General features: G+C 55.8%; 12 protein-coding genes. 4 read left to right on the forward strand and 8 right to left on the reverse strand.

Going from position 1 to position 13,227, the window contains the following annotated elements:
• Positions 1 to 27: 27 nt before the first annotated feature.
• The 4 genes from GGD67_RS14210 (at position 28) to GGD67_RS14225 (ending at position 5,656) form a co-directional block, all read left to right on the forward strand.
• The gene (locus GGD67_RS14210) at positions 28 to 483 is read left to right on the forward strand and encodes a Rid family hydrolase (RefSeq protein WP_179733587.1); all 456 of its coding nucleotides are present in this window, start codon (positions 28 to 30) and stop codon (positions 481 to 483) included.
• Positions 484 to 1,243: 760 nt separating this feature from the next.
• The gene (locus GGD67_RS14215) at positions 1,244 to 2,422 is read left to right on the forward strand and encodes an ABC transporter ATP-binding protein (RefSeq protein ID WP_179733589.1); all 1,179 of its coding nucleotides are present in this window, start codon (positions 1,244 to 1,246) and stop codon (positions 2,420 to 2,422) included.
• 301 nt (positions 2,423 to 2,723) lie between these two features.
• Positions 2,724 to 4,010 carry an extracellular solute-binding protein gene (locus GGD67_RS14220; protein ID WP_179733591.1) on the forward strand — a complete coding sequence of 429 codons (1,287 nt, stop codon included), beginning with the start codon at positions 2,724 to 2,726 and terminating at the stop codon, positions 4,008 to 4,010.
• Between the two features lie 575 nt (positions 4,011 to 4,585).
• The gene (locus GGD67_RS14225; protein ID WP_179733593.1) at positions 4,586 to 5,656 is read left to right on the forward strand and encodes a hypothetical protein; all 1,071 of its coding nucleotides are present in this window, start codon (positions 4,586 to 4,588) and stop codon (positions 5,654 to 5,656) included.
• A 117-nt stretch (positions 5,657 to 5,773) separates the two neighbouring features.
• On the opposite strand, the gene GGD67_RS14230 is transcribed toward GGD67_RS14225, so the two are convergent.
• The 8 genes from GGD67_RS14230 to GGD67_RS14265 all read right to left on the reverse strand — a co-directional run bounded on the left by GGD67_RS14230 (position 5,774) and on the right by GGD67_RS14265 (position 13,216).
• A complete protein-coding gene (locus tag GGD67_RS14230; protein WP_179733595.1) occupies positions 5,774 to 6,595 on the reverse strand; it encodes a class I SAM-dependent methyltransferase in 822 nt (273 codons plus the stop codon).
• Positions 6,596 to 6,779: 184 nt separating this feature from the next.
• Entirely contained in the window at positions 6,780 to 7,796 is a 1,017-nt protein-coding gene (locus GGD67_RS14235) for a succinylglutamate desuccinylase/aspartoacylase family protein (RefSeq protein ID WP_179733597.1), read from the reverse strand.
• A 107-nt stretch (positions 7,797 to 7,903) separates the two neighbouring features.
• Positions 7,904 to 8,743, reverse strand: coding sequence for a class I SAM-dependent methyltransferase (locus GGD67_RS14240; protein WP_179733600.1), 840 nt, complete (start codon positions 8,741 to 8,743; stop codon positions 7,904 to 7,906).
• Between the two features lie 78 nt (positions 8,744 to 8,821).
• A complete protein-coding gene (locus tag GGD67_RS14245) occupies positions 8,822 to 9,358 on the reverse strand; it encodes a GNAT family N-acetyltransferase (protein ID WP_179733602.1) in 537 nt (178 codons plus the stop codon).
• Positions 9,359 to 9,391: 33 nt separating this feature from the next.
• The gene (locus GGD67_RS14250; protein ID WP_179733604.1) at positions 9,392 to 10,540 is read right to left on the reverse strand and encodes a PLP-dependent aminotransferase family protein; all 1,149 of its coding nucleotides are present in this window, start codon (positions 10,538 to 10,540) and stop codon (positions 9,392 to 9,394) included.
• A gap of 40 nt (positions 10,541 to 10,580) precedes the next feature.
• Positions 10,581 to 11,213: a CDP-alcohol phosphatidyltransferase family protein gene (locus GGD67_RS14255; RefSeq protein ID WP_179733605.1), complete on the reverse strand. Its 633-nt coding sequence runs from the start codon at positions 11,211 to 11,213 to the stop codon at positions 10,581 to 10,583.
• A 16-nt stretch (positions 11,214 to 11,229) separates the two neighbouring features.
• A complete protein-coding gene (locus GGD67_RS14260) occupies positions 11,230 to 11,982 on the reverse strand; it encodes a phosphocholine cytidylyltransferase family protein (protein ID WP_179733608.1) in 753 nt (250 codons plus the stop codon).
• 25 nt (positions 11,983 to 12,007) lie between these two features.
• Entirely contained in the window at positions 12,008 to 13,216 is a 1,209-nt protein-coding gene (locus GGD67_RS14265; RefSeq protein WP_179733610.1) for a pyridoxal phosphate-dependent aminotransferase, read from the reverse strand.
• Between the last annotated feature and the right edge of the window lie 11 nt (positions 13,217 to 13,227).

Here is a 13,227-nt window from a genome sequence, read left to right on the forward strand (position 1 = left end):
CGTCGAAGTCGACGGTGATCTCAACCGATGATCGACATCAACAAAGCTCCGCGCGAGTGGAGCGGCGATGGTGGGGATAGTATACGAAGGAGGTCTAACGTGTTTGAGCATACATCAGGAATCAAACGGCTTCGTGGAAAGGCAACCGGCAGGAACGCGGGAACGGCGTATGGCGACCTCGTTTGGGTGGCCACTATTCCGGATCGAAAACCCCCGAGCATTTCGGAGCAAGCCGCCGACATCTTCTCAAAGCTTGATCAGCTTTTGGAAAAACTAGACAGCAACAAGGAGCGAATAGTGTCCGCTGCGGTCTATCTGGCAGATCTTAGCCACAAGCTGTCATTTGACGAAGCTTGGTGCACCTGGATCGGCGACGATTCACGCCATTGGCCTCAGCGGACCTGCGTAGGCGCGCAACTTGTCGGCGATACCCTCGTCGAAATTATGTTGGTGGCGGTCAGGGCCAATCGCAATGATGAGTAAGTAAGGAGGATTGCCTCAAATCGTTGGGTGATCGGCGCCGGAATTTTCGGCGCTGTACAGCCATCGAACTTGCGCGGCACGTCCATGATGTAAACGATCTTCGGAAATGGCGAGCCTGGAAGATGATAGGCAGGCGGTCGCGGCAATGACGGATGGCGCCTTAAGCCTCTTAGGTGTCCAGGGTCTGCGCCCGTGCTTTGGAGACTTGTTCAACTTACCTTGAGATCGACTCGGTCCTCTTATCGTTTGTCCTATCTTCGCCGTCGGTTTCCATCGCTTTGGCGCTTGCTTTGTTACGGCTCAAGATGCGGTCGCTGACGAGGTCGCGATACGTCGAAGAGAGCTGGCCTGCGTAAATTGTTACGGCAATCCATCGCCAAATCATAATGGTACATCGTATTACTTGATGCTTGTCACCGGATTGTTGCTTCCCCACGATATTGCGCTGAGACGTGATCATCGGGGTCCTGCCTGGATATCGATCCTTCGTCGCAACAAGCGAGCTCCGCTCAAGGAAAACGGGTATGACAATCCCAAATCATAGCTTTGAGTTAAATCGTTGCAGATTTCTGTGGGCTGGATTCACGGCGCGTAGTGCTCGACCTCGTCGGATTGCCAATACATCGATCGATGGTCGCGTCGGCCGACAGGATAGAGGACTGACCATTATTTTGCGCCGTGCGATCGCTCCCGCCGCGGTTTGTCGAACGAGATCCTCTTTCGAGGCGGTCGCTTACGAGAGGAATCTGGGGTCCGTCGAATGAGTGGGATTGTCCTCACAAATATCCGTAAATCATTCGGTGCAGCTACTGTGTTGAATGGTGTCTCCCTGTCGATTGCAGATGGCGAATTCCTGACGCTGCTTGGGCCTTCAGGTTGTGGGAAGTCAACCTTGTTGCGCATCCTCGCTGGGCTTGAAGTGCAAACCGCAGGCAGCGTGGCGATCAGCGATCGTCTCGTGGATGGATTGCGGCCGAAGCAGCGCGACGTGGCCATGGTGTTCCAGTCCTACGCACTATATCCGCATATGACCGTCGCATCGAACATGGCATTGCCTTTGCGCATGCGCCGGCTCTCTGCCTTGCAGAGACTTCCCGTTCTGGGTAGCCTCCTCCCAGGATCCGCGGGGATCGCTGCCGAGATCGAGCTGGAAGTCACCCGTACGGCCAAGTCCCTCGGCATCGGCCACCTGTTGTCGCGCAAACCGGGGCAGCTCTCCGGCGGCCAGCGTCAGCGCGTGGCAGTTGGCCGGGCGATGGTGCGCCATCCGACGGTTTTTCTAATGGACGAGCCGCTGTCGAACCTCGACGCCAAGCTGCGCGTACAGATGCGCGCCGAGATCAAGGAACTACACCAGCGGCTCGGGGTCACTTTCGTCTATGTTACCCACGATCAGGCTGAGGCCATGACGCTGTCGGATCGGGTGGCGGTGATGCGCGATGGCGAGTTGTTGCAGGTCGCTCCGCCGCAGGATATCTACGCCGATCCGGACGACCGGCGCGTTGCAGAGTTCATCGGGTCGCCCAAGATCAACATGCTCGACGGCGTCGTGAATGAACGCGGGCTGATCGATGTGGCCGGATCGACGCTGACGATCGAGGCCGGTGCACTGCCCGGCACGCCTCTCACCCTCGGCATTCGCCCGGAGGCCTTTCATCTCGCCGACCACAGAGGGCAGGGCGCGTTGACCGGTTCGGTGCGCATGATCGAGCATATGGGGTCCGATCTCTTCGTCCATATTGATCTGGCGGGCGTCGAACATCCGCTGATTGCACGGCTGCTGGCCGAACGGGCACCTCATATGGCCTCCGGCCAGACCTTACATGTCGGGGTCCGACCGGACCGCGTGCTCCTTTTTACCCGTGACGGGCAGCGTCTGCGCCGGCAAGTGGAATCCGGCCGCTCATCGGTCAGGCCGATCCGGGAGATCGTCCGATGAGCGCATACCGTTGCTCTTTCCGTCACCTCAATTGATTCCTACGGGACCCATAGGGCTCGAACGTTCTCATTTCCCGCTGCCTTGCCCGCCCTTTAGCATGCTCCTCAAATCATGGCCTTCAAAACTCCAAGCCTGTTGTCGAGGGCACAATCACTATCGCGAGATAGAAATCGCGATGCCGCGCCTTGCCTCGCACCATGAGGGCTTGGTGAAGGAGACCACTCGCCAGGGACGGCGAAACATCTGTGAAACTGTAGCAGCGTCAGTCAGGCGTCACGATCAAGATAAGAGGTATCAAGCAATGAAAAATCGAATCACACCCTGGCTGGTTATGTCCAGCGTGTTCATTTCCAGCCTAGCCGTCGGTTTTGGCCTGACCTCGGTCCCCGCTGCCGCGGGCAATCCCAAGGTCCTGACGGTCTCGTTTTCAAACAGCGCCTACAAGGCATTTCTTGAAGAGGCTGGCCGGCGCTTCGAGCAGGATCACCCCGGCGTGAGCGTAGTTTACATGGCTCCGGTCGCGACTCATGGCGAACATTTGGCGCGCACGCTTCGACTCAGGGTCACCGGTGAAATCCAAGACGTCTCGCTACAGAGCTACGATCAAATCGCCATCTTGGTACGCCGCAATGCGGCAATTCCTTTGAACGGTTTCATGGACGGCGAAAAGGACTGGAATTCCCTGGGAGTGACCGCTGCTTCTATGGAAGTCGGCAAAATAGCAGACAAGGTGTACGCGCTGCCGTTCGAGAGTGCTACGCCGACGCTCTTCTTCAACAAGGATTTGGTCCGCCGCGCGGGCGGAGATCCCAATCATCTTCCAAATGACTGGGATGGCATTCTCGCTCTTGCAAGCAAGATCCATGGCCTGGGCGACAGGATCATTGGCGGCTTCTTCGATTACAACACCAGCGGCAATTGGACGTTCCAGGCATTGATCACCAGCCAGGGCGGCCGACTGATGAGCCAGGACGACCGCGCGATCACCTTTGACGGATCAGAAGGCCGCCGTGCGCTCGATATCATCCGCCGCTTCGGCCAGACCGGCATGGTCGACATGACCCAGAACCAAGCCTTCCAGGCGTTCACCGCCGGTCAAATCGGCATCATCACCCAGGCGAACACCGAGCTCGGGCCATTCGAAGAAGCAACCAAGGGGCATTTCGAAATACAAACCATGCGTTGGCCCATACTGTCCGAGAAGGGACGAATTCCCATTGGCGGACGCGCCATGATGATGCTAACCAGCGATCCGCAAAAGCAGAAGATCGCTTGGGAATACATGAAATTCTTGGGCAGCCCGCCAATGCAAACTTTGCTGGCGAAGATGACCAGCGCCACGCCGGTCAATGTGATCGCCATCCATGACCCAGCTTATTTGGGCGCGTTCTATCGGGAAAAACCAAACCAGCGCGCCGCCATTGAAGCGCTTCCACTGGTGACCAGCTGGAGCACGTTCCCTGGCGACAACGCGGTGCGGATTGTCGAAGTGCTTCGCAACCATCTTCGCGATGTGGCCATCCGACAAACAGATGTCGACAAGACGCTCACCGCAATGTCGAATGACGTAAAAGACCTGCTCCCCTAAATTCATGACCGGAGTGTCTGATGCGGACAGTGGTCGCAGGCGGCGTGGACGTCTGCTTCACCAATCCAGGCGCTTGTCGGGACGAGACGCGCAGGAACCCCGCGAACCGCTGATGCGCCGATGATGTGATGCTTACGACGGTAGGCTCCGACTCGTCGCTTCGGTGAGGAACTACCGAGGGGGCTGGTCAGTTCGCTGTTGCGAACGCATTCTTTGATAGCTTCTAGCCAAGTCTGTAGGGCAGCGCGATAGCGGCAGAACTAGGTTTGGGTGAATACCGGAATGCTCTGCCGCCAACGTCAACCTCAGTTCGCCGCGATCGTTGAGAAGGCGCGCGCCGCATCGAAAGAAGTTCCGTCTTCGGATTAGACTCATCTCATCCGGAGAGTCACCGTCATCGCATAATCTGGGAGATGACATCGAACCATTCGATGTGTGTCATCCGACTGTAGCAAATCCCGGTCTTGTAGTCCTTACACTTCGTAGGAGCCGTGAAGGCCACACTCTGCGGCTCGGAAAGCCCTAATAGATACTCTTGCCTGTCGTATGCCTGTTTAACAGAGGCTTGGAAACCGATGTCGCTTCATCCGCTAACGACGCAAATCGTGGGCAGCTACACAAAACCGCACTGGCTAGCCCGTCATCAGAGAATGCGGGCTTTGGACGGTAGCTGGTGGCGTCCTGAGCAAGAGGTGCTGGCGGAGGCCAAGCGTGACGCTGCACTGCTGTCAATATATGAGCAAGAAAAAGCTGGATTGGATTTAATCACCGACGGGGAAGCACAACGTGCTGCTTACGACCGACATTTCCTCACTTCGTTAAGTGGGATCGACACCACAACACCTGTGCTCAAGGTAGCTTCGTCAATCGAAATCTCTTCAAAACGTTCTGATTCGCCCGAGATCGAAGAATACCTTTCATATTCTCGACTCAAGCCCCGGGTAATTTCAGAAATCAAGTGGACTGGTTCGGTCGCCGTCGATGAGCTTCATTTTGCGAAACTTCACACCATACGACCGGTGAAGGTTACCGTCGTTGGGCCGTTAACGCTCGCAAATCAAGTAAGCGATCATTTCTATAACGATGAGGAAACTTTGTTGCTTGAATTTGCACGAGCTCTCAACCTAGAAATGAAAGCCCTGCAAGCCGCTGGAGCTGACCTCCTTCAAGTAGACGAGCCTCATTTCCATGCTCGCCTAAGTACTGCTCGGAAGCATGGAAAGAAAGCTTTGGAGGTGCTCGTTGAAGGCATCTCTGTTCCTGTGACGACGCACGTCTGCTATGGTTATGCGCTAGTCCACCAGGAGAAGAGCAAGAGCCCGACTTACCCTGAAGTCCTGGAAATTCTTTCCGAGTGCCCAACCACGGCGATAAGCCTGGAATACGAGCAACCGAAACACGATCCTGCGCTGTTGCGCTATTGCGGCCAAAAGCACGTTGTGCTCGGGCTATTGGATCTTGCTCGCAAAGACATTGAAACACCAGAGCACATCGCCCGTCGGATCAGCGATGCTCTGGAGATTGTCCCTCCTGAACGGCTCCACCCCTCTTCCGACTGTGGTATGTGGTTCCTGCCAAGAGCATTCGCCTTTGGCAAAATTCGCTCGCTGGTTGACGGCACTAGAATTGTTAAAGCGAGCTTGTAGGAGTCCTTGGGGGGCAGGATGTGAGCCATCCTTTTCGTAGTTCTCCCACCGGCAATACGCTTCAGCCTGCGAGTAATGTCTGCGCCATATCTGACAGCGTGCTCTCGGTCGAAGTGGCTACACCCTCCGCGCAGTGATAATTTCAACCTCGAAGGGCATCTCGACGCGCTTATCAGAGCTTTGATGTTGATCAAAGAGCTCGCTCAGCTCCGATACTATTACTTTATTACCCTTCTTGCCAATTGCCCTTTGGACGGTCGTGAAGGAGAGCGCTTGCTGCTTGAACCGTTCCCAATCGAAAATTTCACTAAACAGAAATGTATCGCGCTGGACATCCTTCACAGCAGCCTCTGCCTGTAACTCAGCCACAATGTCAAACTCGAAGTAGCCCCCTTCAGGCTTCGAACTCCAGTGACGGTCATAGCCTGGAAGGGCTGTCTCGATAATCGAAAGGAAACGATCGGCGAAGGAGCCTCCCTTATCATATGGCTGATATTGAATGAAGGCGAGCAATCCGTCCTTTTCCAGAACGCGGCGAACCTCTTGAAAAAAGAGAGGGCGATCAAATCGATGGGCAGCGCTTGCGGCTGCGATCAGTTGGGCTGAGGCGTTCTCGACCGGAAGTCTCTCGGCGACGCCATCCGCATAAGTGATCGACATTCGAGTAGGCGTCGAAGTCTCGGCGTGCCGTCGCATATCCTCGTTAGGCTCAAGTGCGAGTACCGTGAAACTAGGGCCGAAAACAGCTGCCAGGCTTCGGGTAAAATGTCCTGTTCCAGCTCCCACTTCTATAATATGTCCGCCGGCAGAGTCGCCTAACATACTCCGGAGCTGTCTTGCAATGCGTGGCGGGTATTCCGGACGGAATTGATAAAAGTGTCCGAGTCCGTCGAAATCGCGCCAAGCCAATTGCGCTTGAGTGGCGTAATCTGGGTTCATCTCGCTCTCCAGGCATGGACATTGGCTATGGATCGAGTCACTGAGAGTTTGAAAGCGCGACTAAGATGGGGCAGCCATCGAGCAAGAATATCTCCGACGACGATACCTACGATGACACTTGGCGTTCGCATCATCGGGAAAGCCGACCTAAGCGTCAAAATTGGCCGCGAGGGTTTAAGACGGCTCAGTCACTCCTTCGAAAGGGTGTGCCCAGCGCGAAGACGCAATCACCAATCTTTGTTTTGGCCGGAGCGCGCCTGGCGAGAATTGTGCCTCCCTTTTTGAAGATGATCGTCTCAGGCCCTCGCCAGGGGACATCGGGAAAGTGAATGCGCCCTGCTATATCTCCTTCCTTTACCACGTCACCAAGCTTAGCAAACGCTTCGAAAACGCCGGCTGCCGTCGCATAAAGCAAATCATTTGCAGGTAGCCTAAGATAGAATTGCGTTGATGGTGGGCGCTCGCTGCTATTATCGTCTGCGAGGACGCCGACGTGGCGCAACAAGCGGGGCAGACCGCGTTCAGCGGCTCTATAGGCCTCAACCGAAAAAGTCCCTGCGCCGCCTAACTCCGTCGACATGTGGCCCACACCATGCTTTCTACATGATCCAAGCAAAAGCTGGTCGTCTCCTGTAAGGCCCTCAATTAAAATGCTGCTCGGCATTGCGAATGCTTGAAGGAATCCGATAGCCTCTTTCCTGAGCGCTGGCTCAGCTGGTGCGACAAGGTGGGCAGTGGGAACGTACTCCAAAGAATAACCTCCCGAATGGAAGTCAAAGCAGTAACGGACCATCGGCAGTAGAACACTATCTATGTAGTGAGCAATCATCTGCGTCGGTGTACCGTCTGCATATCCGGGGAAGAGACGGTTCAGATTGCCTCCATCAATTGGCGAGACCCTCTGACCAGCTATGACGGCGGGCGTATTGACGGCGGGTAGAATAATGATGCGCCCACGGACCTGTTGAGGAGAGACGTTGCGAAGAAAATTCATGAGCAAAACTTGCCCCTCATATTCGTCGCCGTGGTTGCCTGCCACCAGAAGAACGCTCGGGCCATCACCATTCTTGATCACAGTAATGGGCACGGGGATCCAGCCGTAGGCAGACTCTGTCGTCGAATGGGGCACGCGGAGGTACCCGTGCGCTATGCCATCATCCTTCAAGTCAATATCCGTGGCAATTCGACTTTTCTGGCTCATCAATGATTTCTCCGGACCCAAGTCCGAGCTCCGCGTCAGGGATCCAGACCGAAGCTCTTGCTAAACATCCAGCGGCCGACGTGCAGGCTCCAAGGCGCATGCATGGATCAATGTGGCAAGCGCTTGGCTAACGTGACCTCGGTGACATATGGGACATCTAGCCGCGCCTCCGTGCTGGCAAAGAGGTCGAGAATATCGCGCATTGCCTTCATCACCACGTCTTCACCGCTGTTCGCAAGGGCTCTCCTTGTGTGGCTGGTAGAGAGGCTTAAAGATTCAAAGTCTGATTTCGAGAGAGTCCTGTTCCACTTCCAGGATGCCTGGCGAACACCCTGGAAATCGCTGTGTCGCGCCAGATCTGATGCAAATGTTTCCTCCACAAAGCCGCCAAACCGATCAGGAAACGTGCCCCTACGGTAGCCTGGTACAAACCTCTCGTGAAACGCTTCATAAGCATCGAGGAATTGACTGTCCCACCAACGCCGTTTGTTCTGCACTATTGCAATGACGCCGTCCGAGAAGAGTACTCTCGCGACTTCGTCATAGAACGTTGGCAGGTCAAACCAATGAGCTGATGATGCAGCGGTCACCAGAACAGCTGCGTTATTGCTAACTGGGAGAGCTTCAGAACAGCCGCATACGAATTCAATATTCGGATGCAGTGCCGATGCGCGCATCGCTTGAAACCGCATATCGTCATTCGGTTCGATCCCCATTATGCTATCGGATCGCTGAAGAGCAGCTGCGATGCGGCGGGTGAATATGCCGGTACCGCAGCCGACATCAACGACGAGTTTGGATTCTTGCGATTGCGGAAGGGCGTTCAAGATCCAATTCGCTGCGGCATTCGGATAGTCCGGTCTCGTGGCCTGATAGTGAGCGGCAGCGCCTGTATAGATCGTCCAATTTTCAGGCGCTTCACTACTTCCCGTCGAAATGTGAGCCATCTCTCGAACCTCGTCACAGCTATTGGCCTCAATTGTACGGAAACGAAGAAAGAAGCGGGACTAACGCGCACTTGTTTTTCATGCGCTCCGCGATTTGGGGCAAAACTCGTAGCCAAAATCGATTGGTTCAAGCTGCTTGGTGTAAAGAGCATGTAGACCGGTCCCCGGTATCTCGAAGGTCTCCCCAACGCGTTGGAGGCCGTGATTCTGATAGAACCGGCCGGCAGACGTTCTGCCATGGCACCAGACGAGGGCACCGTTCCTCCTCTCGACTTCTGCGAGCCCTTGTTCGAGCAACTGCCCACCAACACCGTGGTTCTGCATTTCGAGTGTGGTAGCCATGCCGCGAAGCCGCCAGCTTTCACCGCGTCCTATCGAGGCGTTGCCTGTTGATTCTACCAAGAACGACACGACCGAAACGAGGCGGTTGGCGTAGAAGGCCCCCATGTGAAAGAAATCAGATCTTGGGAAAAACGGGAAGCGCCAGTTCTTTTCTCCGGGCCGCAGCACACTTTGCCTCAATTGCTCGCCATCTTCCAAAGAAATGAGGCGAGCCTCTGCGTTCAAATTCGCCACTCTGTCCCGTAAGACGCCGGCTTTTGGTACCAACATCATTTTCTTTCCTCCTTGCCACCAACTGTCAACGCCCTAGGGGAGAGCGCGTCTTATTCTCGAAATAGCTTCTCGGAGGACTGAGCGAGACTCGGGATTCCCGATGCCAATTCTTATTGCTTCTGGTGGTATCCAGCCGTCGCGGGCATAGGAGGCACTGTCTGCGACCTGAACACCGTCTCTAAGAAGCGCAGCGGCGGTTCGGTTGCTCGATACGCCTTTTAGCGGTATCCAAACGTGAAGGCAGCCCGGGTCACTGGCGAGCCATTTCCCACTGAGGCCGTTTACGACCAGATGATGACGCGCTGCAAGTTCGATTTTGACGGCGTCAAGGATTTTCAGGTCGTCACCACTCGAAATCAGTTCAGCCATGAGGGCTGCGCTCACCGGGGACGCCATCCAGTACGTTGCCCGAATGCCGGGCCAAAAAGCTTGCGCGGCGTCAGCTCCATTGGGCGCGACAACGAATGCCAGCTTTAGGCCCGCTGAAAAGCTCTTTGCCGTCCCGAGTAAATACCAGGAAAGCTCCGGCACGAAAGCTGAGATGGGTGGAAGCGATGACGCCGCCAGCAAGCTATAGATATCATCCTCGATAATTTGGACTTGGTGCCGGCGTGCGATCGCAGCAATCTCTTTCCGCCTGCCGACAGACATGGTGACCGTAGTCGGATTCTGAAATGTCGACAGCAGATACAGTGCGGCCGGTCTGTCTCTTCGACAAACCTGTTCGAATGCATTGGGGTTGAGGCCGTGCCCGTCGATTGCGACGTCCACGACTCGAATGCCATAACGGGCTGCGAATGAGCGAATTGGCGGATAGCTCATCTGTTCGACAGCAAGCGGTCGTACCTCGCCAACGACAGTTGGAAGAAGCATATGAACTGCGGCTTGAGTGCTGTGAGTAATGATTATTCTATCTGGATCTGGGCGATCGCCAAGGCGCCGGGCCACGAAAACCGCACCTAGCTGCCTGTCCTTTTCGGTGCCCATCCAGCGATGTGTCGCCATCAGTTCGGCCGGTGGAGTCGTGGCCAAAACGCGGTTCATGGCCTCAGAGACTATCGGATTGAAGACATCTGGAACCGGAGGCGGATGATTTAGTGCGAGCCGGATTACACCGTCAGCGGAGATCGCTCTATCTGCAGCTGTTCTTGAGCCGAGGTTTGAGAGCGCCATCTCATCCATAATAACTTCCCCAAGGCAAATGTTGGTGGCAGTTTAGTTGCTATCCGTGCCGCGGTAGGGCGGGCTTGATGAGCAGGGCCAAGGCGATTGAGGCGATGATGGCAAAGCCTGTCGCGACCGGCACCGCTCTTCCCCGAATTGGTGGAACCTTGATCGCAGTGTTCAGGTGAAGCACTGCCAATAGGATGAATGCGATCGCGACTAGGTCGGGAAATATTGTGTTGGGAACAAACGCGCGTATGAGGATCAGTATCGCGACAAGTGGCGTGTCATAGGAAACCGGAATTCCCTCGAACCGGACGTTAGCCGTAAGGCCAACATTCTCGAAATGGCTAAGTCGGATCGCACCTGCCAACACCAGAAGCAGACTCGAGACCAGGGAAAGCACCGAGCCATGGCCGAGCAGAATGATGATCGCGGCGGGGAAAACGACACCATGGATGAAATCGGCAAAGCCATCAAAGCTTTTTCCGAACTCTGCAACTCCCGGACGACGGAGGTGGCTCGTCTTGCGCGCCACATGTCCGTCCCAATGGTCCAGAAGCCAGGTCCAGAGCATAGCTGCAACGCCGAGCTCGATGTGACCATTGAAGGCCAGGAACAGCCCAACGACAGCAAACAGATAGCCGACTGCCGTGATGGCATTTGCATAGTCGCGCAGATACCCAATCATTGCCCTGCTCCTGCTGCTAGCGTAGAGGCTGCCGTGGAACCTCCGCAGCCCATCGGCAGTGCGAAAGTCTCCACCGCCAGCGCCAAATCATCTTCGCTATCGATCCCCAGCAGATATCGCTGCCATCCGCCGCTGAAAACTGCAGCTCTCGAGGCGCGACAAGCATCGCGAGGATACGCCGCCGGTGCAGTGTCGGCACTAGCTCTTCACGCAATGGCTCTGTGTGAAAGCGTATTAGGTCGATCTTTTCAAAGAGACCTCTGGCGTGTACCACGGCGGGTAGTTGGTTCATGACGACCATAGCGGCAGAACCATGATCAACCAACTCGCTGGCCGAACTGCTCAGTGATGCGTTGAACGCCGCCACACCTGCCACACTGTGCTCGGTAGCAGAAATTGTTCGACGGGTTCTGTCGAGGGGCCCGCGCTCGAAGAACACATGACGTTCCAGAAAGACGGCGTCGCGGGAAGGAATCGTATTTCGCGCAACCCGCAGGAAACTTCTGTTGCGATCGAAAGATGGATTGTGGACATATTCGATGTCGACATCATCGGGCAGCTGACCGCAGGAATGATCGATGGCTTCCTCGCGAGTGCCAACAACGACAGTTGCTTCGTATATCCCGGGCTGGCAGAGCTGATGCTGGGCATTGTGTAGCATCGGGATTCCGCTCGCCTCTACCAGCGGAAACGGAACGAATTCAGTGAAGAGGCGCCGCCTTAAGTCACTCTCCGCGGCAAGGTTGGCGGCCAATGTGGCATTGAGCATCTTGAAAATCCGCTTCTGGGCAGGTTCAGGCCGCTGCTCGCTTGGTTTTCAGGCTGTTCAGGGTCTCGACGACGCGTCTCAATCCCGTCGCCATCAAGTCTGGTGGAATACCAAAGGACAGACGCAGGCCGTTCGCGTCGCCAAATATACTGCCGGTAACGGAACCTACGTCGGCTTTCTCCAGGAGCAATTGCGCGATATCGTCGTTGGATCGCACGGGACTTCCAGCCGGCAGAGCGGAGATAAGCCTACTCAGATCAAGATAGAAGAAGAATGAGCCTTTTGCGTCAGGGATGGTCACGTCGTGCAAACCCGACAGAATGAGAAGACCAGTGTTGCGAGCCTGGGACAGGCGCTGATGCATCTCCTGCTCAAAGGTGCCGTCGTCGACTTGAAGGTGGTGTAGGATCGCGTACTGCGCGATCACATTAGCATTCGAGGTCGTATGGCTCTGCAGCTTCTTTGCAGCGGAAACGATCTCTGACGGGGCTGCGAAATACCCCAAGCGCCATCCAGTGATCGCCAGCTCCTTGGAGAAGGCGTTGACTAGGATCGTCCTGGAACGTACGTCTGGATGCGCCATGACGATCGATTCATGGCGCGCAGCGGTGAATACGAAGCTAGCGTAGCACTCGTCGGAAACGATCCAGAGCTGATAATCGATTGCAAGATCGCCGATCGCTTGAAGAATCGATCGATCGTAGACCGCGCCGGTAGGATTGTTCGGCGAATTGATGATAATCGCCTTCGTACGCGGCGTGACAGCGGCGCGAATAGCGTCGATGTCGGGAATATATGTCGGGGGGCGAGCATCGACGAACACGGGCGTCGCGCCGGCGAGAAGAACCTGGGACGGAAATGTTGGCCAGCAAGGACGAATGACGATGACCTCATCACCCAGATTGAGCACGGCAAAGGCGGCGTCGAGCAGGCCTTGCTTTGCACCCGCAGTGATAACGATGTCACCGGTATCCCAGCCCATCCCTGTTGCTACCGACAGCTTTTCGGCGATGGCCTTGCGAAGCGGCGGCAGGCCGATAGAATCAGTATAGCGGTTCGTCCCGGCGTTGATGGCGGCAATCGCTCCTTCGCGCACCGATGATGGAGGCTTGATGATGACTTCGCCGGCTGCCAGATCAATGATCCGACGACCGCTCGCGGCGGCGACATTGACCGCCTCACGGGCCGCCGCAGTGCCCGAACCTGAAAGCAAAGAAATCCGTTCCGCCAACATGTGCGCTTCTC

Source organism: Bradyrhizobium sp. IAR9 (genome assembly GCF_013408065.1).
In the GTDB taxonomy this organism is placed as follows: Bacteria; Pseudomonadota; Alphaproteobacteria; order Rhizobiales; family Xanthobacteraceae; genus Bradyrhizobium.

Excerpts from the sequence above, each read along its gene's own strand:
- GGD67_RS14210 (WP_179733587.1), top strand. The coding sequence starts at position 28 with ATGATCGACATCAACAAAGCTCCGCGCGAGTGGAGCGGCGATGGTGGG.
- GGD67_RS14215 (WP_179733589.1), top strand. The coding sequence starts at position 1,244 with ATGAGTGGGATTGTCCTCACAAATATCCGTAAATCATTCGGTGCAGCT.
- GGD67_RS14220 (WP_179733591.1), top strand. The coding sequence starts at position 2,724 with ATGAAAAATCGAATCACACCCTGGCTGGTTATGTCCAGCGTGTTCATT.
- GGD67_RS14225 (WP_179733593.1), top strand. The coding sequence starts at position 4,586 with ATGTCGCTTCATCCGCTAACGACGCAAATCGTGGGCAGCTACACAAAA.
- GGD67_RS14230 (WP_179733595.1), bottom strand. The coding sequence starts at position 6,595 with ATGAACCCAGATTACGCCACTCAAGCGCAATTGGCTTGGCGCGATTTC.
- GGD67_RS14235 (WP_179733597.1), bottom strand. The coding sequence starts at position 7,796 with ATGAGCCAGAAAAGTCGAATTGCCACGGATATTGACTTGAAGGATGAT.
- GGD67_RS14240 (WP_179733600.1), bottom strand. The coding sequence starts at position 8,743 with ATGGCTCACATTTCGACGGGAAGTAGTGAAGCGCCTGAAAATTGGACG.
- GGD67_RS14245 (WP_179733602.1), bottom strand. The coding sequence starts at position 9,358 with ATGATGTTGGTACCAAAAGCCGGCGTCTTACGGGACAGAGTGGCGAAT.
- GGD67_RS14250 (WP_179733604.1), bottom strand. The coding sequence starts at position 10,540 with ATGGATGAGATGGCGCTCTCAAACCTCGGCTCAAGAACAGCTGCAGAT.
- GGD67_RS14255 (WP_179733605.1), bottom strand. The coding sequence starts at position 11,213 with ATGATTGGGTATCTGCGCGACTATGCAAATGCCATCACGGCAGTCGGC.
- GGD67_RS14260 (WP_179733608.1), bottom strand. The coding sequence starts at position 11,982 with ATGCTCAATGCCACATTGGCCGCCAACCTTGCCGCGGAGAGTGACTTA.
- GGD67_RS14265 (WP_179733610.1), bottom strand. The coding sequence starts at position 13,216 with ATGTTGGCGGAACGGATTTCTTTGCTTTCAGGTTCGGGCACTGCGGCG.